We start from the raw sequence: 21,049 nt of genomic DNA, 5'->3' as shown, positions 1-21,049 counted from the left end.
ACACCCTACTCTAGTGAGTTTTATCGGGAACAGTGACACGATGGGCACATGACCGGAAGCAGCACTCCCCTGGCGCCCGCAGCGTTCAGTTATCCCGGCCACGGCGGCAACGCGGGCATCGGTGTGGCCATCTGCCACGGCTTCACCGGCAGCCCCCTGAGTGTCCTTCCGTGGGCCGAGCACCTGGCCCGGCAGGGCTTCGCTGTGTCCGTCCCGCTGCTCCCCGGCCATGGCACGGACTGGCGCGACCTGGCCCGCCACGGCTGGCAGGACTGGTACCGGGCCTTCGAGGACTCCTATCTGGAACTCGCCGCAAAAACCCGGTACTGCTACGTGGCGGGGCTCTCCATGGGCGGGACCATAGCCCTGCGCACCGCGGCCCGCCACCACGTCGCCGGCGTCGCCGTCGTCAACCCGGGACTGAGCTTCTACGACCGCCGGGTGCGCTACATCGGCCTGCTGAAGCACGTCCAGCGCACCACGGTTCCGGTCCAGGAGCCGAACCCGACGCCCGTCACCACCGAGGACGGTGACTACTCGCTCACCCCGCTGGAGGCCGTGCACCAGCTGAGCCGGCTCTTCAAGGCGGCGCTGCGCGATCTGCCGGCCGTCACCGCTCCGGCGCTGGTCTTCAAATCCGCGACCGACATCGTGGTTCCGCCGTCCTCAATGGAGCTGCTGCGGAAGCGGCTCAGGTCGCGGGAGCTTCAGGTGGTCAGTTTGCCGAACAGCGGCCATGTTGCCACGCTCGACGTCGATGCTCCCCTGATCTTCGGGCAGTCCGTCCAGTTCTTCCTGCAGCACGCAGCCTCCGCGCCCTCACCGGGCCGGCCCGCCACGACCCCGGAGACCCCATGACACTCCCCCCGGACCACACACCGTTCAGCAGCCCGTTCACCGGAACCGGGCCCCGCACCGGTGTCGTGATCTCGCACGGCTTTACCGGCAGCCCGCACGGCGTCAGGGACTGGGGCACGTCGCTGGCCAACGCCGGCTACGCCGTGCGGATGCCGCTGCTGCCAGGGCACGGCACCAGCTGGCAGGATCTTGCCCGGACGCGCTGGCAGGCCTGGCACGCGGCGATTGACGCCGCCTACCTTGAGCTCGCCGCGGAATGCGAGCAAGTGGTCGTGGCCGGCCTGTCCATGGGCGGGGCGCTGGCGCTGCGGATCGCCGCCAACCGTCCGGTCGCCGGCGTTGTGCTCGTCAATCCCGGACTCGTCATCGACGATCCCCGGGCACCGCTGGCGGGCATCCTCAAATTCGTGGTCAAGAGCACCCCCGCGATCGCCAACGACATCCTGAAGGAGGGCATCGACGAGGGGGCCTACTCCCGGACGCCGGTCGCCGCCGCGAACGAGCTGAACAAGATGTTCAAGGACACCGTGCGGCTGCTCCCCCGGGTCACCGCGCCGGTGCGGGTCTACCGGTCCACGGTGGACCATGTGGTCTCCGACTCGAGCATGCGGGCCCTGCGCCGCGGGCTGACCCACGCCCCGCTGGAGGTGATCCGGCTCGAAAACAGCTACCACGTCGCTACGATGGACAACGATGCGCCCGAAATCTTCCGTGGCTCGGCCGAATTCATCCGGTCACTGGCTGCGGGAAGCACTCCGGACGCTGCCCACGCCAGCCAGAAGGACACGGCAGATGACTAGACCGGATTCCAACTCTCCCGACCCCGATTCATCGGATTCCCGTGCCAACCAGGACGACGCGGTCTGGCTTGACCTGGTCGCGAGGCTGGAGGGAAGGGACCCGGGCGCTGGCCCCGGGACCCCGGAAGTCCGGGAAGCCACGGACGGCAAGGACGGCAAGGACTGCAAGGACGACAACGCCGGCGGGGACGACGTGGCGCGCCCGGAGGCATCCCCGACGGATGGCCCGCGCGTCGACAGCCCTGCAGCCCCACGGCCCTTCAGCGACTTCGACCCGCTGGGCCTTTCCACCAAGGCGCCGGTCGAACTCTCCGCCGAGGAGCGGCTGGCGCAGAGCCAGGCGGCCGGGAGGGCCACAGCCAACGCGGCCGGAGCGGATGGCCGGGAGACTGGCCCCGGGCCGCGGGACTTTGACGCCGAGGACGACGACCCGTTCATCCCCGGCGAGTTCGTGCCAGAGGAGCCGCCCAGCCTCGCCGGGGCCGACCCGATGACCGTACTGGCATGGCTGGGGGCGGTGGGCGGTCCCGTGGCGCTCCTGATGTCCGCAATGTTCTGGCGCTCCGCCCCGCTGCTGGCCATCCTCGGCATGGTGGCAGCCTTCGCGGCGTCGGTGGTCTTTCTGATCATGAAGCTGCCGGGCGAAAAAGACGAGCACGACGACGGCGCGCGCCTCTAGCTGTGCATGCGGCTGCTGACCCGGGACAGGTCCGCAGCCCCGATCAGGCCCGCATTCGGGCCAAGGGCCGCCAGCTCGATTTCCGCCGCAGGCCGGAAGCCCCGACCGGTCAGGTTCCGGGCGAAGGCCTTCCGAGCCGGGCCGACCAGCAGTTCGCCGGCATCGCAGAGTCCGCCGCCGATCACGAACTTGCCCGGATCCAGCGCGGCCGCGAGGTTGGCCAGGCCAAGTCCGAGCCACTCGCCGACATCTTCGAGCAGCTCACGGGAAGTCGGGTCCCCGGCCTTGGCCAGCTCAGTGACTATCACTCCGGTGATGCGCTCCACGTTGCCGTCCACCGCTTTGAGAAGTTCCTGGGCCACCGGGGAGTTGGCGGCGGCAAGTTCCCGGGCTTCCCGGCCGAGCGCGTTGCCGGACGCGTACTGCTCCCAGCAGCCCCGGTTGCCGCACTCGCAGCGGTGGCCGCCGGGCATGATGATCTGGTGGCCAAATTCCCCGGCCACACCGAACCGTCCGCGTTCCAAGCGCCCGTCCATCACCATGGCACCGCCGATTCCGGTTCCGAGCGTGATGCAGACCAGGCGGTTCTGGCCCTGCCCTGCGCCGAAGCGCCATTCCGCCCAGCCGGCCGCATCGGCATCGTTGGTCAGCAGCACAGGCCTGCGCAGCAGGCGCTGCAGGTTGTCCCGGAGGGGTTCGTTGCGCCACGCCAGATGCGGGCTGAACAGCACGGTGCCGCCGTCGAGGTCCATCCAGCCGGCTGCGCCAATCCCGACGGACCAGATCCGGTGGCCCGCGCCGAGCTCCTCGACGAGCTCAACAATGACCTGTTCGACCGCCCGGGGGTCATTGCCCGGAGTGGAGCGCTTGGCCTGGGAGAGGATCCTGCCCTCCGCGTCGACGACGCCGGCCGCCACCTTGGTGCCGCCAATGTCCACCCCGATGGCGAGGCCCTTCCGGCCCAGCCGCAGATGCTCGCGGAACCCCTGCGCGGCCGGCCCGGCGGCCGCGCCGGCGGCAGATCCGGCAAAGGCCCGGCGGCGCCAGGCTGCTGTCCTGCGGTACGGGCCGGGCTGCTGTCCGGGTGTAGGTGTGTGCATGGTTCCCCATCCTATTCGCCGGAGCGCCCCCGCACTGGCCGCACCACCGGGCCGCACCATAGGGCCGTCGGCCGGCGGGTTCCACTGCCCAGCCGCTGCTCGTCAGGCTGCAGCGGCGTCCACCAAACGGTAATGTTACTCGCCAGTAGGTGTGGTGGAACACACATGCCTTGAACCACATACTAGTGTTAGTCGTACCCCTCGCGGGTCTATGGATATCAAAGGAGCTAACGTGCGAGAAATCAGTGTCCCGCCCCTGGTCAACGTCCCCCCGGAATCGAACGTCACGGACCTGGTCCTGCGCCAGGCCGCCAAGGCCTCCAACCCGGCCCTGTTCTCCCGCCTCGACGCCGCCGGCCAGTGGCAGGACATCCGGGCCACCGATTTCCTGGCCGATGTTTCGCTGCTCGCCAAGGGCCTGATGGCCAGCGGCGTCGCTGCCGGCGACCGGGTAGGCATCATGTCCCGCACACGGTACGAATGGGCGCTCATTGATTTCGCCATCTGGTTCGCCGGCGCCGTCTCCGTGCCGATCTATGAGACCTCCTCCCCCTCGCAGGTTGCCTGGAACCTGGGCGATTCCGGCGCCGTCGCCGCCTTCGGCGAGTCCGCCCACCACGAGAACATCATCCGCCAGGCCGCCACCTCTGAAGACCTCACCGACCTGGCGCACGTGTGGCAGCTCGAGGGGGCCGGCCTCGACGAGGTCCGCGCCGCCGGTGCGGCCGTCAGCGACGAAGAACTCGAGGCCCGGCGCAGCCAGGCATCCCTCGCGGACCTCGCCACGATCATCTACACCTCGGGCACCACCGGCCGGCCGAAGGGCTGCGAGCTGACCCACGGCAACTTCGTTGAACTCTCCGAAAACGCCCTGGCCACCTCGCTGAACAAGATCGTCCACGAGCAGGCCAGGACCATCATGTTCCTGCCGCTCGCCCACGTTTTCGCGCGGTTCATCTCGGTGCTCGCCGTGGCCGCCGGCGTGACCGTGGCGCACACGCCCGACATCAAAAACCTCCTGCCGGACCTGCAGAGCTACAAGCCGACCTTTATCCTCGCGGTGCCGCGCGTCTTCGAGAAGGTCTACAATTCGGCCCTCACCAAGGCGGAGGACGGTGGCAAGGGCGCCATCTTCCACCGCGCCGCTGACACCGCGATCGAGTTCTCCCGCGCCCGCCAGGCCGGCAAGGTGGGCCTGGGCCTCAAGCTCAAGCACACCCTCTTCGACAAGCTCGTCTACAGCAAGCTCCGCGCCGCCATGGGCGGCGAGGTGGCACACGCCGTCTCCGGCGGCGGCCCGCTGGGCGAGCGGCTGGGGCACTTCTTCCAGGGCATCGGCATGCAGATCCTGGAGGGCTACGGTCTGACCGAGACCACGGCCCCCGTCACGGTGAACACGCCGGAGCTGATCAAGATCGGCACCGTCGGCGCCCCGATTCCCGGCAACGCCGTAAAAATCGCCGACGACGGCGAGATCCTCGCCAAGGGCGTGTGCGTCATGCGCGGCTATTACAAGCGTGATGACCTCTCCACCGAGTCCTTCGAGGACGGCTGGTTCCGCACGGGCGACATCGGACAGCTCGATGACCAGGGGTTCCTGACCATCACGGGCCGCAAGAAGGAAATCATCGTCACTGCCAGCGGCAAGAACGTGGTGCCGGCCCTGCTGGAAGACCAGATCCGCGCCGACGCGCTGGTGTCCCAGGTGCTCGTGGTGGGTGACAACCGCCCCTTCATCGGCGCGCTGGTCACCCTCGACGAGGAGGCCCTGCCCGGCTGGCTGCACCGCCACGGCCTGCCCGCCTCGACAACCCTTGCCGAAGCCACCGACAACGCGGTGGTCAAGGCCGCTGTGCAGGAACTCATCAACGGCGCCAACCAGTCGGTGTCCCAGGCCGAGGCGATCAAATCCTTCCGGATCGTGCCCGCCGACTTCACGGAAGCCTCCGGGCACCTGACGCCGTCGATGAAGGTCAAGCGCGCCCAGGTGATGAAGGACTTCGAGAACGTCATCGAGGAAATGTACGGCGCCCCGCGTCCCACCCAGGTCTAACAGCAGCACAGCAACGCGGGGTCACTTGCCGCCGGTCCGGATGGGCGGCATCTGACCCCGCGTTGCTTTAAGTAGAACCCCTCGTTGCCTTAAGAAGAAGGGTCCCTCCAGCCTCGGCCGGAAGGACCCTTCTTCGTTGTCGTGCCGTGTTGTCCGGTGTTGCGTTGCGTGGCTTCTATTCCACGACGAGCAGCAGGTCCCCGCCCTGGACCTGTTCGATCGCGCCGACGGCGAGGCGTGAGACAGTGCCGGCGACCGGCGTCGTGATGGATGCTTCCATCTTCATGGCCTCGATCGTTGCGACCGTGTCGCCGGCCTTAACCGCCTCACCGGACTTGACGGTCAGCGTGACGGCGCCGGCGAACGGTGCCGCGACGTGGCCCGGCTGGGAGGTGTCGGCGCGTTCGGCGGCCTTGACGTTGCTGACCACGGAACGGTCGCGGACCACCACCGGGCGGGACTGTCCGTTGAGCGTGCACATTACGGTGCGCATGCCCTTCTCGTCCGGCTCGGAGACCGCTTCGAGCGAGGCGATCAGGTTGACGCCCTTTTCCAGCTCGATCTCGTGCTCGGCGCCGCGCTGCAGCCCGAAGAGGTAGTCGCGGGTGTCCAGGACCGAGAGGTTCCCGTAGGTCTCGACGCTCTTCTGGTAGTCCTTGGTGGGGCCTGCGAAGAGCAGCCGGTTGAGGGTCTGCTGCACAGTCTTGGAGTCGGACTTGAGGGCGGCGCTGTCCTCGGCGCTGAGCTCGACGTCGCGGACCTTGACCGTACGGCCCTGCAGTGCCTTGGTGCGGAACGGTTCCGGCCAGCCTCCGGGCGGATCGCCCAGTTCACCGGACAGGAACCCGATCACGGAATCCGGGATGTCGTATTTCTGCGGATTCTCGTTGAAGTCGGCGGGGTCGGCATTGAGGCCCACCAGGTGCAGGGCGAGGTCGCCGACGACCTTGGAGGACGGCGTGACCTTCACGAGCCGGCCGAGGATGCGGTCCGCCGCGGTGTACATGTCCTCGATGGCCTCGAAGCGCTCACCGAGTCCCAGTGCGATTGCCTGCTGGCGCAGGTTGGAGAGCTGGCCTCCCGGGATCTCGTGCTGGTACACGCGCCCGGTGGGGCCCGGGAGCCCGGATTCGAAGGGTGCATAGACCCGGCGTACGGCTTCCCAGTACGGTTCCAGGGCACAGACACTGGCCAGGCTGAGGCCCGTGTCGCGGGGCGTGTGGGCCAGGGCCGCGACCAGAGCGGAGGCGGAGGGCTGGCTGGTGGTGCCGGCCAGCGACGCCGAGGCCACGTCCACGGCGTCCACGCCGGCGTCGACGGCGGCCAGCAGTGTTGCCAGCTGCCCGCCCGCGGTGTCGTGCGTGTGCAGGTGCACCGGGAGGTCGAAGCGTTCACGCAGCGCCGTGACGAGCCGGGCCGCGGCGGCGGGACGCAGCAGGCCGGCCATGTCCTTGATCGCCAGGATGTGCGCGCCGGCGTCGACGATCTTCTGCGCCAGCTCCAGGTAGTAGTCCAGGGTGTAGAGCGTCTCCTCCGGGTCCAGCATGTCGGCGGTGTAGCAGAGGGCCACTTCCGCGACGGCCGTGCCGGTCTCGCGGACGGCGCGGATGGCCGGGGCCATCTGGTTGACGTCGTTGAGCGCGTCGAAGATGCGGAAGATGTCGATGCCGGTGGCGGCGGCCTCGTTCACGAAGGCCACCGTGACCTCCTCCGGGTACGGGGTGTAGCCGACCGTGTTGCGGCCGCGGAGGAGCATCTGCAGGCACACGTTCGGCAGCGCCTTGCGCAGCGCAGCGAGCCGGTCCCAGGGATCCTCGCCGAGGAAGCGCAGGGCGACGTCGTACGTGGCACCGCCCCACGCCTCGACGGAGAGCAGTTCCGGGAGGAGCTTGGAGACCGCGGGGCCGGCAGCCACCAGGTCGCGGGTGCGGACCCGGGTGGCGAGCAGGGACTGGTGGGCGTCACGGAATGTGGTGTCCGTGACGGCGACGGCGTCCTGCGCGCGCAGGGCAGCCGCGAAGCCTTCCGGGCTCAGCTCCTGCAGCCGCTGGCGGGAGCCCGGCTGGGCAGCGGCGTCGTCCAGGGCGGGGAGCTTGGCGGCGGGATCGCTGTGGACCGTGAGCTCGCCGTTGGGCTTGTTCACGGTGACATCGGCGAGCCAGGTCAGCAGCTTGGTGCCGCGGTCCGCGGACACCCTGGCCTTGAGCAGTTCGGGGCGTTCGTCAATGAACGAGGTGGCCACGTTGCCCGCGATGAAGTCGGCGTCGTCCAGCACGGCCTGCAGGAAGGAGATGTTGGTGGAGACGCCGCGGATGCGGAACTCGGCGAGGGCACGGCGGGCCCGGGCCACGGCGGCCGGGTACTCGCGGCCGCGGCAGGTCAGCTTGACCAGCATCGAGTCGAAGTGCGGGCTGATCTCGGCACCGGAGTAGACGGTTCCGCCGTCGAGCCGCACGCCGGCGCCGCCGGCCGAACGGTACCCGGTGATCTTGCCGACGTCGGGCCGGAAGCCGTTGGCCGGGTCCTCCGTGGTGATGCGGCACTGCAGGGCTGCGCCCTTGAGCTGGACCGTCTCCTGGGACAGGCCGAGGTCGGCGAGGGTCTCGCCGGCGGCGATGCGCAGCTGCGCCTGGACCAGGTCGACGTCGGTGACTTCCTCGGTGACGGTGTGCTCGACCTGGATGCGCGGGTTCATTTCGATGAAGACGTGCTGGCCGGCCCGCTCCCCCACGGTGTCGACGAGGAATTCGACGGTGCCGGCGTTGACGTAGTTCAGTGCCTTGGCGAACTTCACGGCGTCGCGGTACAGCGCCTGCCGGATGCCTTCGTCAAGGTTCGGCGCGGGGGCGATCTCGATGACCTTCTGGTGGCGGCGCTGGATGGAGCAGTCGCGTTCGAAGAGGTGCATCACGTTGCCCTCCGCATCCGCCAGGATCTGGACCTCGATGTGGCGGGGGCGCAGGACGGCCTGCTCCAGGAACATGGTGGGGTCGCCGAAGGCTGCGTCGGCTTCGCGCATGGCAGCCTGCAGGGCCTCCGGCAGTGCCTCGCGGGTGTCGACGCGGCGCATGCCGCGCCCGCCGCCGCCAGCGACGGCCTTGGCGAAAATGGGGAAGCCGATCTCGTCGGCCGCCGCGATCAGTTCGTCGAGGTCCTTCGACGGCTGGCTGGACTTCAGCACCGGAACGCCGGCCTTGCGGGCAGCTTCGAGTGCTGCGACCTTGTTGCCGGCGAGTTCGAGCACTTCGGCGGGCGGGCCCACGAAGGTGATGCCGGCCGCGGCGGCGGCGCGGGCCAGGCGCGGGTTTTCGGAGAGGAAGCCGTAACCGGGGTAGATGGCATCGGCCCCGGCCTCCTTCGCGACGCGGACCACCTCGTCGACGTCGAGGTAGGCGCGCACCGGGTGGCCCTCTTCACCGATCAGATAAGCCTCGTCGGCCTTCTGGCGGTGGATGGAGTTGCGGTCCTCATGCGGGAAGACGGCTACGGTCTTGGCGCCAAGTTCGTAGCCGGCGCGGAAGGCACGGATCGCGATTTCGCCGCGATTGGCCACCAGAATCTTCGAAAACATACTTCTCCTGCATCATCGCGGGTGTATCGGTAATTGGTCACAGTGTCCAAGACCGTAACGGGCAAACACAAATTATTGTGGCGACCGTCACAGAGACCGGCGTCACGTATGCCGGATTAGGCACGTACATCAGGCAGGTACATCAGGCAGGGGCGGATCCGGCCCCGATTGAAGCTTATCCATCATCTGCCGCCCCGGCATCGGATGAGGCGGGTTTCGGCAGGGCGGCAACATATGATGAAGAGGTGGGTGGCGCATGCACGCCCCGGCTCCGGAGAACGCAGGAGCCGGCAGGACCCCGTCCCGGCAACCGGCGTTAGGTATTGGTTTTTCAAGTGCAAGTAGTCAGCATCAGCAGCCTCAAAGGCGGTGTCGGCAAGACATCGGTGACCACTGGTTTGGCGTCCGCGGCACTGGCCGCCGGCATCCCCACCCTCGTCGTCGATCTTGATCCCCACGCGGATGCGAGTACGGCCCTCGGAGTCCGGCCGGGAGACCAGCTGGACATCGGCCGGATGCTCAAGGCTCCCCGGCGGGCCAAGCTGGCCGACAACGTGGTCCCCAGCGGCTGGGTGGAACGGGCGGCCGCGAACGGCGGAGCCCCCGCCGGCACTGCGGCACCCGTCCTTGACGTCGCCGTCGGCTCCGCGTACACCGGCATCTACGACCGCCCCGACCTGGGCCGCCGCGACCTGCGCCGGCTCTCCACGGTGCTGGCCGGCGCACAGAACTACGAGCTGGTCCTTGTGGATTGCCCGCCGTCGTTGAACGGGCTCACCAGGATGGCCTGGTCCGCCAGTGACAAGGTCACCCTCGTCGCCGAACCCGGGCTCTTCTCGGTCGCAGGCACGGAACGCACCATGCGCGCCATCCAGCTGTTCCGCCAGGAATTCGCCCCGAACCTCTCCCCTGCAGGCATTGTCGCCAACCGGGTGCGCACGGGTTCCGCGGAGCACACGTTCCGACTCTCGGAGATGGAGGCCATGTTTGGCGGGCTGCTGCTGGCCCCGCACATCCCGGAGCAGGCCAACTGGCAGCAGATCCAGGGTGCCGCCCACTCCATCCACCACTGGCCGGGGGATTCGGCAAAGAACGCCGCTGCCCTGTTCGACGCGCTGCTGGCGAACCTGCTGGCCACGGACGGCGGGCAAACTGGCGCTCCGGTCCGGGAGCGCGTGCACCGCTAGAAGTGTTCGCTCGGTGCCCGCAGGTACCGCACCCTCAAATACCGCGCCGCGCAGTGTGGCATGCACGGCGAAGGCCGCCTTCCTTAGGGAAGGCGGCCTTCTCCGTTGGTTTATTCCTGGGGCCGCAGCCTACCCGATTTTGCGGGCGGCCCGGCGCTTGCTGAGTTCGTCGTCGGGAAACGACTGGTCGCTGGCGTGTTCGCTGGGAAGGGCCGCGAGGCTGCCTTCCACTTCCCGCCAGACCCGGCCGACGGCGATGCCGAAGACACCCTGTCCGCCCTGGACGAGGTCGATGACTTCGTCCGCGGAAGTGCATTCGTACACGCTGGCACCGTCGCTCATCAGGGTGATCTGGGCGAGATCTTCGACGCCGCGCTCCCGGAGGTGCTCGACGGCGGTGCGGATCTGCTGCAGTGAAACGCCGGTATCCAGGAGACGCTTGACGACTTTGAGGACCAGGATGTCGCGGAAACCGTAGAGGCGCTGGGAGCCTGAGCCGGCGGCGCCGCGGACGGCGGGCTCCACCAGCCCGGTGCGTGCCCAGTAGTCCAGCTGGCGGTACGTGATGCCGGCCGCTTTGCAGGCGGTAGGACCGCGGTAGCCCGCGTCCTCGTCCAGGACAGGGAGATCCTCGGTGAACAGCAGGCCCTGGGCACCGCTAGCGGGCACAGCTACACCAGCCGTCGCGGGCTGCTTGAGCTCGCCTGCTTCGCCTTTCGGACTCACGTGGATCCTCCTCGTCTTGGCTCCCCTGCGGAAAATGCAGCTACAACCGGCCATCCCTGGCTAAACCATTCCACGGATGGATAAAATTCATCCGTGTAATTCTGCCGGGGCTGCACCTTCCAGTGTGACCTGAGCGGCTGTTGCGTGCAATGGGAACTTGTACTTCTGACGTTAGGCCTGACGGGGCCCAAGGTCAAAGACGTTCGAGGTATTGCCGGGGCGTGTCGAAACTTTCATCCTCAACTTTAACGTTGGCGAAGCGTTAACCCGCGAAATCCTCAGGCTCGACGTCGTCGAGGAACTCGCGGAAACGGCGCAGTTCCCCTTCTTCGTCGACGGCGGGACCCGGGTGGGTGTCTTCGCCCTCGTCGTGTTCGGTGATGCGGACGCCGGCCTCTTCCATCACGGCGTCGGCGCACCAGATCCGGCATTTGGCGCGAAGGGCAAGCGCCAGCGCATCAGAGGCGCGGGAACTGACGGTGGTCCCGTTCTCGAACTGGAGCTGTCCATAGAAGATGTTGTCCTCCACAGCCACGATGTTGACGCTGACAATGCTGTGGCCGAGGGACTCGACGACGTCGACCAGCAGGTCGTGCGTCATGGGGCGCGGCGGAACGACCCCCTGCTGGGCCAGTGCGATGGCGCTGGCCTCCGGCGTGCCGATCCAGATCGGCACGTGCCGCTCCCCGTGGATCTCCTTGAGCAGGACCAGCGGCTGATTGGACGGAAGTTCAATCCGCACGCCTACGATCTCCACCTCAATCATCAGATGTCCATCCTTGAGATGCGGTCCTGGACCAGGGCCCGGTGCAGCGTCAGGCACAGCTCGCTGATCTCCCGGGCCGCCTCGGCGGCCCGGGCGTGGGACGCGGCATCCTTGCGGGAAGTCAGGGTGGCCACCGCACGCTCCACGAGTCCGAACTCGCGCTCGGCGGCGGCCTGGAAGGGCCGCAGGTGCCGCGGCTCCAGGCCGTGGTTCTCCAGCTGGACGCAGGCGCGTGCCACCTGGAGGGCGTTCTCATCGAATTTTCCGTTGACATGGCCAATCAGGCCGAAACTCAGGAGCGATTCAACCAGGGGCACGCTCGCGCCGGATTCGGCCCGGAGCTGTTCCTCGCTGAGCCGACGGACCCGGTTCTGCAGTTCGGACGCCAATTCCTCGGAGACAATCCGCGGCGAGACCGTGACGCCCGGGGGCAGGTTGTCGGGGCGTTCTCCGCGGTCGATCGCATCAAGATAATCCTTGATGACTTTTAGCGGCAGGTACTGGTCCCGCTGGAGGGACAGCACAAAGCGCAGCCGCTCGACGTCGCTCTCGGCGTACTGCCGGTAGCCGGCAGGGGTCCGCTGGGGGTTGATCAGTCCCTTTTCCTCAAGGAACCGGATTTTCGACGCGGTCATGCTCGGGAATTCATCGCTCAACTGAGCCAAGACTTCCCCGATGTTCAGAACCTGGGGTCCGCGTCGTTCCGCGTGTGCCATGGCCACAGGCAGCTACCCCGGAATCAGACGTTGCCTGCTGCGCGGGCAGGGCTCAGGTAGAAGGTAAGGCGGAACTTTCCGATCTGCACTTCGTTGCCGGACTTCAGTTCCACACTGTCGACCCGGTCGTGGTTGACGTAGGTGCCGTTCAGGCTGCCCGTGTCCACGACTTCGAAGCTGCGCGCCGTGCGGCGGAACTCGACGTGACGGCGAGACACCGTGACGTCGTCGAGGAAGATGTCGGCATCCGGGTGCCGACCCGCCGTCGTGGTGTCCGAGTCCAGCAGGAAACGGGCGCCCATGTTGGGTCCGCTGTGCGCCACCAGCAGGGCAGAGCCGTACGGCAGCGCCTCAACAGCGGTCCGCTCCTCAGCCGAAAGCTTCGGGGTGATGGTGGGTTCATCGCGGACAGGGGTGAGGTTGATCGACGTGGTCTCCGAAGCTTTCACTCCACCCGTGCCAAAACCGTCACCGGTGTTGTTGCGTTCGTGCCCAAACATTGATTCCTCCATTCGCTGCAGGTGTCCCCCCTGCAAACAACGCATGCCGTCCGGAAAGCGTGGCAAATCCGGAATTCAGCCTTCTCGATGGGCGTCTTCTGCCGGGTTTTCCCACGGCGTGTTCCAACTGCCCGGCCCGAAAAGGCCTTTGCTTTAGCCTACCTGCTGTTCGTACTCCGATGCACTGAGGAGCGACTCGACCGCGTCGGCCTCCGCAAGCTTTATTTCCATCAGCCAGCCCTCGCCGTAGGGATCTGAATTGATCAGGGCGGAATCGGTGTCCAAGGCCTCGTTGCGGGACACTACTTCACCGGAAACGGGGGCGTAGATGTCGCTGACGCTCTTGGTGGACTCGACCTCACCGACGACGTCGTTTGCCTTGATCGTGGTGCCGGCCTCCGGCATCTGGGCGTAGACGACGTCCCCCAGCGCGTCCTGGGCAAAATCGGTGATGCCCACGCGCACGACGCCGTCTGCGTTCGGGGCTGAAACCCACTCGTGTTCTGCGGTGTAGGACAGCTCTTCGGGAATGATGCTCATGACGGGCCTTTCATCGGGTCAATCACCATTGTCTTCGGCGGGCAGGTGAACTGTCCGCCGGTGAAAGTATAGGCATATCCGGCCCTGCCCGGGGAGGATTCTGCCATGATGAAGCGATGACTGAACAAGCCGAAACAGGCCGGGAATGCCCGAGCTTCCGGAGGTAGCTGCGCTGACGGACTATCTGGCCGGGCACCTGCTCGGGACTGTGGTCAGCAAGGTCCAGATCGTCTCCTTCGCGGTCCTCAAAACCGCCGATCCCCCTTTTTCCGGGCTGGAGGGCAGAGCCGTGACGGGAGTGCGCCGCTTTGGGAAGTTCGTCAGCCTGGAAGCCGACGGGCTGTATTTTGTCTTCCATCTGGCCCGGGCCGGCTGGGTCCGCTTCACCGACGCGCCCACCGGGACACCGCTAAAAATGGGCAAGGGCTACCTGGCGGCGCGGCTGTCCTTTTCCGGGAGCTCCGGCCCGCTCGGTCTCGACCTGACCGAGGCCGGCACCAAGAAGAGCCTCGCGGTGTACGTGGTCCGGGACCCGTCCGACGTCCCTGGAATCGCCGCACTGGGACCCGACCCGTTCAGTCCCGGGTTCGACGTCGATGCCCTGGCCGCGATTCTCGGTGCCAGTTCCCAGCAGATCAAGGGTGTCCTGAGGAGCCAGAGCGTGATCGCCGGGATCGGCAACGCCTACAGCGACGAGATCCTGCACGCCGCACGGTTGTCGCCCTTCGCGATTGCCAAGTCTTTGGACCGGGACGCAGTGCAGGTCCTCTACGACGCCATCCACAGCATTCTTGGGACAGCCCTGCAGGAGGCCCACGGCAAAGCGCCGAATGAACTCAAGGACGCCAAGCGGAGCCACATGAGGGTCCACGGCCGCACCGGCGAAGCATGCCCGGTGTGTGGTGACACGGTTCGGGAAGTGTCGTTTGCGGATACGGCCCTGCAGTACTGTCCGACCTGCCAGACCAAAGGAAAGATTCTCGCGGACCGCCGGACGTCCCGGTTCCTGAAATAGGCGCTTTCTGAAATAGGCGCTTCCCGAATAGGCGCGGGCGTGCAGGGTGTGGAGCCCGCCGTCGTTCCCAGCTCCCTTGCGCTGGCGCCTCCGGGCGGACACGATACAAGGACGCTTGTGTACGCCGCCATAGGGAGTTGCCTCAACGATGCGAATGCTGATTATGGGTCCCCCGGGGTGCGGCAAGGGCACCCAGGCCGAGCGACTGTCCCGGCGCCTCGGCATCACCGGGGTGTCCACCGGAGAGGTTTTCCGTGACCACGTGAAGAACCAGACGCCGCTGGGCCGGGAAGTCAGGGGGCATCTGGATGCGGGCGACCTGGTGCCCGACACCCTGACGAACCGTGTGGTGCGTGAACGCCTGAACCAGAGCGACGTCAAGGCCGGGTTCCTCCTGGACGGGTATCCCCGAAACACGGCACAGCTGGCTGAACTCGACGTCATCCTTGCCGCCAGCGGGCAGGAGCTGGACGTTGCCCTGCAATTGCGGGTTGACGACGCCGAACTCGTCCGGCGGCTGCTCCACCGCGCCGCCATGACCGGACGCAGCGACGATACCGAGGACGTCATCCGGCACCGTTTGGAGCTCTACCAGCAGGAGACAGCGCCGGTGGCCTCCGCCTACTTACAGCGCGGGATCCTCCTGAGCGTCGACGGCCTGGGAAGCGAGGATGACATCTTCGGCCGGCTGCTTGCGGCACTCCGTGAGTCCTTCCCCGAGGCGATGCCCGATGCCGCCACGGCCGGTTAAACAGCAAAGGCCGCTTCCGGATTTCTCCGGAAACGGCCTCTGACCTGCTGTTTCTATGGTCGGGCTGACAGGATTTGAACCTGCGACCCCTTGACCCCCAGTCAAGTGCGCTACCAAGCTGCGCTACAGCCCGCTGGTTCCGCCGTTCTCCGCTCCCGATGCCACCCGCTGGTATCCAGTGGATTTCATCTGAGCAGTCCGGCCGAACCACCTTGAAAAGCTTACACGATTCCGGAGGGTGCCCGTGACACTTTCAGCATGTCACGGGCAACTGTGTCGGAATTAACGCTTCTTGCCGCGCTTTTCCCGGACACGCATGTTGACCTCGATCGGCGTGCCCTCGAAACCGAAGGTCTCACGGAGCCGGCGGGTGATGAAGCGGCGGTAGCCCGGGTCCAGGAATCCGGTGGTGAAGAGCACGAACTTCGGCGGGCGGCTGGACGCCTGGGTGCCGAAGAGGATACGGGGCTGCTTGCCGCCGCGGACCGGGTGCGGGTGCGCCGCGACGAGTTCGCCAAGGAAGGCGTTGAGCCGGCCGGTGGCGATCCGCTTGTCCCAGCTTTCCAGGGCGGTGTCCAGGGCAGGAACCAGCCTGTCCTTGTGCCATCCGGTCAGCGCCGAGATGTTGACGCGCGGCGCCCAGGCCACGTGGGCCAGGTCCTGCTCGATTTCGCGTTCCAGGTAGGTGCGGCGTTCGTCGTCGAGCAGGTCCCACTTGTTGAACGCGAGAACCAGGGCCCGGCCGGATTCGATGGCCAACTGCAGGATGCGGACATCCTGCTCGCTGAGCACCTCGTCCACCGCGAGGAGCACGACGGCGACCTCGGCCTTTTCGAGGGCGCTCTGCGTACGCAGCGAGGCGTAGAAGTCGGCGCCCTGGGCCATGTGCTGGCGGCGGCGGATGCCGGCGGTGTCCACGAAGCGCCACGTGCGGCCGCCGAGTTCGATGAATTCATCGACCGGGTCACGGGTGGTGCCGGCAGTGTTGTCCACAACCACGCGCTCGGAGCCGGCCAGCTTATTCAGCAGCGAGGACTTGCCGACGTTCGGACGCCCGATCAGCGCGATCCGGCGCGGACCGCCGGAGCGCTCCAGGCCCTCGATCGTGGAGAACTCGGGCAGCGTGTCCATGACGTGGTCCAGGAGGTCGGCTACGCCGCGTCCGTGCAGTGCCGATACCGGGTACGGCTCGCCGAAGCCGAGGCCCCAGAGCGTTGCCGAGTCCGCTTCCTGCGCGAAGTCGTCCACCTTGTTGGCCACAATGATGACCGGCTTCTTGGACTTGCGGAGCATCTTCACGACGGCTTCGTCCGTGGCAGTGGCGCCAACGGCGGAGTCGACGACGAACAGCACGGCGTCGGCGAGTTCCACGGCCATCTCGGCCTGTTCGGCAACGCGGGCGTGGATGCCGCGGGCGTCGTGCTCCCAGCCGCCGGTGTCGACCACGGTGAAGTTCCGGCCGTTCCAGGTGGCCGAGTACATAACACGGTCACGCGTGACGCCGGGGGTGTCTTCCACCACGGCTTCGCGGCGGCCCAGGATACGGTTCACCAGCGTTGACTTGCCCACGTTGGGCCGGCCGATGATGGCCAGGACCGGGTCAAGCTTGACCGGGCCGTCGAAGTCCTCGTCGTCGTAGTCGCCGCTCAGGAGGGCTGCGTCGTCTTCATCCAGATCGTAATCGTCCAGGCCGGCCCGGAGGGAGGCCGCGCGGAGCTCTGCTTCCTCGTCGTCCAGGGCGGCGAGGTGCTCGGCCACCTGGTCGGTGCCGGTGGGCGTGTATTCGTCTTCGCCGGCGCCAAACGGGCCGGAGGTTTGAGTCGTATCGCTCATTGCACTTTCCTTATGGGGTGATCTGCCGGCGTCCCGGCTACTGCTTCATGACGTTCTTGCGGGGAATCCGCGTCGGGCAAGGGCTGCCCTGTTCTTTGGATCGAGTCCTGGACATGGCGGGCCAGCGCGGCGCGGATCTCGGTTCCGGCCCTGTCCATTGAAACACGCCCGGTCTCGCCGGGCCTGCGGCTGACGTTGAGGGCCCCGCCGAAGCTGACATGCAGCCGCCGGCGCAGCCGTGGAACGGCGTCGAGGTGTTCGCTGCCGGTCCGGGTGCCGAGGATGGCCACGGGGACCACGGTCGCGCCGGAGTTCAGCGCGAGCCAGGCGACGCCCTTGTTAATGGCGGAGGCTTCGCCGCTCCCCCGCGTCCCTTCGGGAAGGATCCCGACGCACCGTCCGGCATCGAGCACGTTTTTGGCGGTGAGGAGGGCCGCCCGGTCGCCCGTGCGGTCCACAGCAAGCTGGCCGGAGGCCTTGAGCACGCGGCCGAGGAAGCCTTTGAACATTTCCTTCTTGACCAGGATGTGCATGGCACGGGGCGATGCCCCGAACATCACCGGTCCGTCCAGGAAGCTGATGTGGTTGCCGGCGAAAATGACCGGACCCGCTGCCGGGACGTTGGAGCGTCCGGTGACCGAAGTCCGGTAGAGGACGTGGTTCAGGACCCAGCCAACGGGCCGGCTCCAGACGGTGGTCCACGGGGCCGGCACCGCGGCCTGGGCCGAAGACTGCGCCGGAGACTGGTCCTGGGTCTGTGCATCCTGCCTGGCGTCAGTCACGGTCGAGGCCCTGGTGGTTGGCGATGCGGTTCACGATGCTGAGTGCGGCCTCGACGGTTTCGGCGAAGTCGAGTTCCGAGGAGTCCAGCGTCACTACGCCGTCGGCGGCCCGGGTGAAGTTCACCACGGTCGAATCCTTCGCGTCGCGCTGGGTGACCTGCGCTGCGAGCTGTTCGGCGTTCTGGCTGCCGCCGAGCTGGATGCCCCGGCGGCGCAGGCGCGCCTCCTCGCTCGCCGTGAGCAGCATGCGTACTTCGGCATGCGGCGCGACGACGGTCGTGATGTCCCGGCCTTCAACCACCATGCGGCGGTGGTGCTTTTCGATCAGCACGCGCTGCCGACGGATCAGTTCAGTGCGGGCGCCAAGGGTGGTGGCGACGGCGCTGACCGCGGCGGAGATCGACGGTTCGCGGATTGCGAGGGTGACGTCGGTGCCGCCGACGCGGACATATTCCTCCAGCGGGCTGGTGCTGATTTCCAGCGGAAGGCCTTCGGCAGCGGCCTCGACGGCGGCGCCGTCGTCCAGGTCCGTGCCGCTGTCCAGGCAGTACCAGGTCAGGGCACGGTACATGGCGCCCGTGTCGAGGTACGCCAGCCTGAGCCGGCGTGCCACCTCTTTGCTGACGCTGGACTTGCCCGATCCGGACGGCCCGTCGATGGCGACGACGAGGCTCTTTCCGGGGCGGAGAATGTCCACGGTTTCGATAAGTTCCTGAGTCATTACTGGAGTACCTGCCATCCGCGGTCGTTGAGGGCTTCGATGAGCAGTTCGTGCTTGTTGGGCAGCACGGAGATTTCCACCATGCCCACGTTCTGTCCGGAGGAGTGATCCAGCCGGAGGTCCTCGAGGTTGACGCCGATCTCGCCGATCTCCGTGAGGAGCTTGGCGATCTGTCCGGGCGTGTCGTCCACCAGGACGGTCAGCCATGAGTACGCCTGCGGGGGTCCGCCGTGCTTGCCCGGGATGCGGGACTGCCCGGCGTTGCCTTCGCTGATCAGCTGGGCAAGATCGAGCCGGGCACCGGGCGCCGTCGGGTTCTCAAGTGTCCCGATGAGCCGGTTGAGGTCCTCCCGGACGCCGTGCAGGATCTCCACGACCTTCTCTGCGTTGGCGCCAAGGATCTGCACCCACAGGGTCGGGTCGCTGGCCGCGATCCGGGTGACGTCCCGCAGCCCGTTGCCGGCCAGGGACAGCGCATGCAGGGGCGTGCCCTGCAGCCGGCTGGCCACGAGGGAGGACACCACCTGCGGCACGTGCGAGACGAGCGCCACCGCCTCGTCATGTTCCTCGGCCCCGAATTCGGAGACGACCGCGCCGAGGTCACCGGCCAGCGCACGCGCCGCCTGCAGCGCCTGGGGCAGGGTCTCCTCCGAGGGGCACAGGACCCACGGCATGGAGGTAAAGAGTTCGCCGCGGGCGGCGACGGGACCGGACTTTTCGCGGCCCGCCATCGGGTGGGTGCCCACGTAGCGGCCGAGGTCGGCGCCGCGGGTGCGGAGCTCGGCCTGGATGCCGGCCTTGACGCTGGCGATGTCCACGACGGTTGCCTCGGGGTAGTCCGTGAGGGCGCGCTGGACAACGTCCGCGGTGACATCCGGCGGTGCGGCGACCACCACGAGTTCAGGCTGTTCGCCGTCGAGGCGCGCCAAAGGCAGGCCTGCGCCGATGTCGACGGCGACGGCCTGGTTGGTGGGCGAGGGGTCGGACAGGAAGACTGCCACTCCGCGGCCCCGCAGCCCCAGCCCGATGCTGGTGCCAAGGAGCCCGGTCCCCACGACCACCACCGGACCGTTGAGGTGGCCGCGGCCGTGGGTGCGAAAGGCGGACATGCCTACAGCCCTACGGATGCCAGCAGGTGGCCGACTTCCTGCTTGCCGAGGTTGCGGATGCTGCCCTGGCGCTGGTCGCCCAGGCCGATGGGGCCGACCTTCACGCGGACCAGGCGAAGCACCGGGAAACCGACGGCGTCGAACAGACGGCGGACGATCCGGTTCTTGCCCGAGTGCAGCACGACCTCGATCAGCACGTGGCCCGGGGTGGAGTCCACCAGCCGGAAGGAGTCCACCGAAGCGATGCCGTCTTCGAGTTCGACGCCGGCCTTCAGCTCGGCGCCGATGCCCTGCGGGAACGGGCCGCGGACCTGCACCAGGTAGGTCTTGGGGACTTCGTAGGAGGGGTGCGTCAGGCGGTTGGCGAGTTCGCCGTCGTTCGTCAGCAGCAGCAGTCCCTCGGTGGCGACGTCGAGGCGCCCGACGTGGAACAGGCGTTCGCCGTGGTTGTTGCGGACGAAGTCGCTGACGCAGGGACGGCCGTCCGGGTCTTCCATCGTGGAGACAACGCCCTTGGGCTTGTTGAACACCATGTAGACCATGTTCTCGTCGAGCTGGATGCGCAGACCGTCCACGTGGACCACGGCGGTCTTCGGGTCGATCCGGACGCCGAGCTCGGTGACGACCTGGCCGTCGACCTCAACACGGCCCTCGGCGATCATTTCTTCGCAGACACGACGCGAGGCGACGCCGGCCGACGCCATGACCTTCTGGAGGCGGATGCCGTCCTGGTCGTGCAGGTCAGACTGGGGCACCTCGGCGCGGGGTCCGCGCTTGCGGGCCGGCTTGCGCACGGGTCCGAGGCTCTGGCCGAAGCGTTCGCTGCCGAAGGCGCGGGAACCGGTGGCCTTGGCCGCTCCGGCACCGACGCGCGGCTTGGGCTTGAGCGCTCCCGGCGTGCCGGGGGTCTTGCCGAAGCCGGGCTTGCGGGCGGCAGCCTTGCGGGCAGCCTCCTTGCCGGAGGGCGCCTTGGACTTCCAGTCCCCGGAGGCCGGCCGGCTGGAGGGCGCGCCGTCGGGGCCCTGCAGGTCCGGATCGATGAAGGCCTCTTCGCGGGGCTTAGGGTGCTTGAAGGGGCGGTCTCCGCCGCCCTTGTAGCCTGCTCCCCCGCTGCGGCTTCCGCCCTGCGCGCCGCGGCCTGAGCCGCCCTTGTAGTCGGCTCCGCCGCTGCGGCCTGAGCCGCCCTGTGCGCCGCGGCCTGAGCCCTGCGCTGAATTTTGTCCGGCGCTGTTGCGTCCCGAACTGTTACGTGGTGAACCCTGGCGTCCCGCCTGTGTCATGACCCGTCCTTCGTTTTGTTGGCCACGGCCGCTGTCTCCCGACAGCACCCGCCGGCTGGGGC

19 protein-coding genes and 1 tRNA gene are annotated in these 21,049 nt (G+C 67.6%); 7 read left to right on the top strand and 13 right to left on the bottom strand.

Annotation, left to right across the window (positions count from 1 at the left end; all coding sequences use genetic code 11):
• Positions 1-48: 48 nt before the first annotated feature.
• The 3 genes from AC1DF4_RS17245 to AC1DF4_RS17235 are packed head-to-tail and all read left to right on the top strand — an operon-like array spanning position 49 to position 2,337.
• On the top strand, positions 49-858 hold the full coding sequence (locus tag AC1DF4_RS17245) for an alpha/beta hydrolase (RefSeq protein ID WP_476914026.1): 810 nt from the start codon (positions 49-51) through the stop codon (positions 856-858).
• A complete protein-coding gene (locus tag AC1DF4_RS17240) occupies positions 855-1,658 on the top strand; it encodes an alpha/beta hydrolase (RefSeq protein WP_476914025.1) in 804 nt (267 codons plus the stop codon). Before AC1DF4_RS17245 ends, AC1DF4_RS17240 begins: the two co-directional genes overlap by 4 nt.
• Positions 1,651-2,337: a hypothetical protein gene (locus AC1DF4_RS17235; RefSeq protein ID WP_476914024.1), complete on the top strand. Its 687-nt coding sequence runs from the start codon at positions 1,651-1,653 to the stop codon at positions 2,335-2,337. Before AC1DF4_RS17240 ends, AC1DF4_RS17235 begins: the two co-directional genes overlap by 8 nt.
• Here AC1DF4_RS17235 and AC1DF4_RS17230 read toward each other — a convergent pair.
• The gene (locus AC1DF4_RS17230) at positions 2,334-3,437 is read right to left on the bottom strand and encodes an ROK family glucokinase (protein ID WP_476865366.1); all 1,104 of its coding nucleotides are present in this window, start codon (positions 3,435-3,437) and stop codon (positions 2,334-2,336) included. The genes AC1DF4_RS17235 and AC1DF4_RS17230 overlap by 4 nt on opposite strands.
• A gap of 232 nt (positions 3,438-3,669) precedes the next feature.
• On the opposite strand from AC1DF4_RS17230, the gene AC1DF4_RS17225 reads away from it, so the two are divergent.
• Positions 3,670-5,490: an AMP-dependent synthetase/ligase gene (locus AC1DF4_RS17225; protein WP_476914023.1), complete on the top strand. Its 1,821-nt coding sequence runs from the start codon at positions 3,670-3,672 to the stop codon at positions 5,488-5,490.
• A 175-nt stretch (positions 5,491-5,665) separates the two neighbouring features.
• Here the strand turns inward: AC1DF4_RS17225 and AC1DF4_RS17220 are convergent, their stop codons facing one another.
• Positions 5,666-9,061, bottom strand: coding sequence for a pyruvate carboxylase (locus tag AC1DF4_RS17220; protein ID WP_476914022.1), 3,396 nt, complete (start codon positions 9,059-9,061; stop codon positions 5,666-5,668).
• Between the two features lie 335 nt (positions 9,062-9,396).
• Between AC1DF4_RS17220 and AC1DF4_RS17215 the strand changes: the two genes are divergently transcribed.
• On the top strand, positions 9,397-10,248 hold the full coding sequence (locus tag AC1DF4_RS17215) for a ParA family protein (protein ID WP_476914021.1): 852 nt from the start codon (positions 9,397-9,399) through the stop codon (positions 10,246-10,248).
• A gap of 129 nt (positions 10,249-10,377) precedes the next feature.
• Here the strand turns inward: AC1DF4_RS17215 and AC1DF4_RS17210 are convergent, their stop codons facing one another.
• The 5 genes from AC1DF4_RS17210 to gcvH form a co-directional block, all read right to left on the bottom strand.
• Positions 10,378-10,974 (bottom strand): MerR family transcriptional regulator, encoded by a 597-nt coding sequence (locus AC1DF4_RS17210; protein ID WP_346924652.1) that lies wholly within the window; start codon positions 10,972-10,974, stop codon positions 10,378-10,380.
• Between the two features lie 262 nt (positions 10,975-11,236).
• Entirely contained in the window at positions 11,237-11,740 is a 504-nt protein-coding gene (locus AC1DF4_RS17205) for a bifunctional nuclease family protein (protein ID WP_426976985.1), read from the bottom strand.
• The gene (gene ftsR / locus AC1DF4_RS17200) at positions 11,740-12,456 is read right to left on the bottom strand and encodes a transcriptional regulator FtsR (RefSeq protein WP_476914020.1); all 717 of its coding nucleotides are present in this window, start codon (positions 12,454-12,456) and stop codon (positions 11,740-11,742) included. Before ftsR ends, AC1DF4_RS17205 begins: the two co-directional genes overlap by 1 nt.
• A gap of 23 nt (positions 12,457-12,479) precedes the next feature.
• Entirely contained in the window at positions 12,480-12,956 is a 477-nt protein-coding gene (locus tag AC1DF4_RS17195) for an FHA domain-containing protein (RefSeq protein WP_476914019.1), read from the bottom strand.
• 153 nt (positions 12,957-13,109) lie between these two features.
• A complete protein-coding gene (gene gcvH, locus AC1DF4_RS17190; RefSeq protein WP_224049232.1) occupies positions 13,110-13,496 on the bottom strand; it encodes a glycine cleavage system protein GcvH in 387 nt (128 codons plus the stop codon).
• Positions 13,497-13,641: 145 nt separating this feature from the next.
• Here gcvH and AC1DF4_RS17185 point away from each other — a divergent pair, with 145 nt between their 5' ends.
• Positions 13,642-14,511, top strand: coding sequence for an Fpg/Nei family DNA glycosylase (locus tag AC1DF4_RS17185; RefSeq protein ID WP_476914018.1), 870 nt, complete (start codon positions 13,642-13,644; stop codon positions 14,509-14,511).
• A gap of 154 nt (positions 14,512-14,665) precedes the next feature.
• Positions 14,666-15,262, top strand: a complete 597-nt coding sequence (locus AC1DF4_RS17180) for an adenylate kinase (RefSeq protein WP_476914068.1) — start codon at positions 14,666-14,668, stop codon at positions 15,260-15,262.
• Between the two features lie 56 nt (positions 15,263-15,318).
• Here the strand turns inward: AC1DF4_RS17180 and AC1DF4_RS17175 are convergent.
• From AC1DF4_RS17175 to AC1DF4_RS17150, 6 genes are all read right to left on the bottom strand, one after another.
• Positions 15,319-15,395: transfer RNA gene (locus AC1DF4_RS17175), tRNA-Pro, on the bottom strand.
• 149 nt (positions 15,396-15,544) lie between these two features.
• Positions 15,545-17,095: a ribosome biogenesis GTPase Der gene (gene der / locus AC1DF4_RS17170; protein WP_476914017.1), complete on the bottom strand. Its 1,551-nt coding sequence runs from the start codon at positions 17,093-17,095 to the stop codon at positions 15,545-15,547.
• Complete coding sequence (locus AC1DF4_RS17165) at positions 17,092-17,808, bottom strand: lysophospholipid acyltransferase family protein (RefSeq protein ID WP_476914067.1); 717 nt, start codon at positions 17,806-17,808, stop codon at positions 17,092-17,094. The genes der and AC1DF4_RS17165 overlap by 4 nt, the downstream gene beginning before the upstream one ends.
• Before the next feature lie 61 nt (positions 17,809-17,869).
• Positions 17,870-18,598 carry a (d)CMP kinase gene (cmk, locus tag AC1DF4_RS17160; RefSeq protein ID WP_476914016.1) on the bottom strand — a complete coding sequence of 243 codons (729 nt, stop codon included), beginning with the start codon at positions 18,596-18,598 and terminating at the stop codon, positions 17,870-17,872.
• Positions 18,598-19,707, bottom strand: a complete 1,110-nt coding sequence (locus AC1DF4_RS17155; protein ID WP_476914015.1) for a prephenate dehydrogenase — start codon at positions 19,705-19,707, stop codon at positions 18,598-18,600. Before AC1DF4_RS17155 ends, cmk begins: the two co-directional genes overlap by 1 nt.
• 2 nt (positions 19,708-19,709) lie before the next feature.
• Positions 19,710-20,987 carry a pseudouridine synthase gene (locus AC1DF4_RS17150; protein WP_476914014.1) on the bottom strand — a complete coding sequence of 426 codons (1,278 nt, stop codon included), beginning with the start codon at positions 20,985-20,987 and terminating at the stop codon, positions 19,710-19,712.
• Positions 20,988-21,049 lie beyond the last annotated feature (62 nt).

This window comes from Arthrobacter sp. 05N429 (assembly GCF_056397045.1).
Note: the sequence above shows the minus strand (reverse complement) of the source record. Positions and strands in the feature narration are given on the sequence as shown.

Excerpts from the sequence above, each read along its gene's own strand:
- AC1DF4_RS17245 (WP_476914026.1), top strand. The coding sequence starts at position 49 with ATGACCGGAAGCAGCACTCCCCTGGCGCCCGCAGCGTTCAGTTATCCC.
- AC1DF4_RS17240 (WP_476914025.1), top strand. The coding sequence starts at position 855 with ATGACACTCCCCCCGGACCACACACCGTTCAGCAGCCCGTTCACCGGA.
- AC1DF4_RS17235 (WP_476914024.1), top strand. The coding sequence starts at position 1,651 with ATGACTAGACCGGATTCCAACTCTCCCGACCCCGATTCATCGGATTCC.
- AC1DF4_RS17230 (WP_476865366.1), bottom strand. The coding sequence starts at position 3,437 with ATGCACACACCTACACCCGGACAGCAGCCCGGCCCGTACCGCAGGACA.
- AC1DF4_RS17220 (WP_476914022.1), bottom strand. The coding sequence starts at position 9,061 with ATGTTTTCGAAGATTCTGGTGGCCAATCGCGGCGAAATCGCGATCCGT.
- AC1DF4_RS17205 (WP_426976985.1), bottom strand. The coding sequence starts at position 11,740 with ATGATTGAGGTGGAGATCGTAGGCGTGCGGATTGAACTTCCGTCCAAT.
- ftsR (WP_476914020.1), bottom strand. The coding sequence starts at position 12,456 with ATGGCACACGCGGAACGACGCGGACCCCAGGTTCTGAACATCGGGGAA.
- AC1DF4_RS17195 (WP_476914019.1), bottom strand. The coding sequence starts at position 12,956 with ATGTTTGGGCACGAACGCAACAACACCGGTGACGGTTTTGGCACGGGT.
- gcvH (WP_224049232.1), bottom strand. The coding sequence starts at position 13,496 with ATGAGCATCATTCCCGAAGAGCTGTCCTACACCGCAGAACACGAGTGG.
- AC1DF4_RS17185 (WP_476914018.1), top strand. The coding sequence starts at position 13,642 with ATGCCCGAGCTTCCGGAGGTAGCTGCGCTGACGGACTATCTGGCCGGG.
- AC1DF4_RS17180 (WP_476914068.1), top strand. The coding sequence starts at position 14,666 with ATGCTGATTATGGGTCCCCCGGGGTGCGGCAAGGGCACCCAGGCCGAG.
- der (WP_476914017.1), bottom strand. The coding sequence starts at position 17,095 with ATGAGCGATACGACTCAAACCTCCGGCCCGTTTGGCGCCGGCGAAGAC.
- cmk (WP_476914016.1), bottom strand. The coding sequence starts at position 18,598 with ATGACTCAGGAACTTATCGAAACCGTGGACATTCTCCGCCCCGGAAAG.
- AC1DF4_RS17155 (WP_476914015.1), bottom strand. The coding sequence starts at position 19,707 with ATGTCCGCCTTTCGCACCCACGGCCGCGGCCACCTCAACGGTCCGGTG.
- AC1DF4_RS17150 (WP_476914014.1), bottom strand. The coding sequence starts at position 20,987 with ATGACACAGGCGGGACGCCAGGGTTCACCACGTAACAGTTCGGGACGC.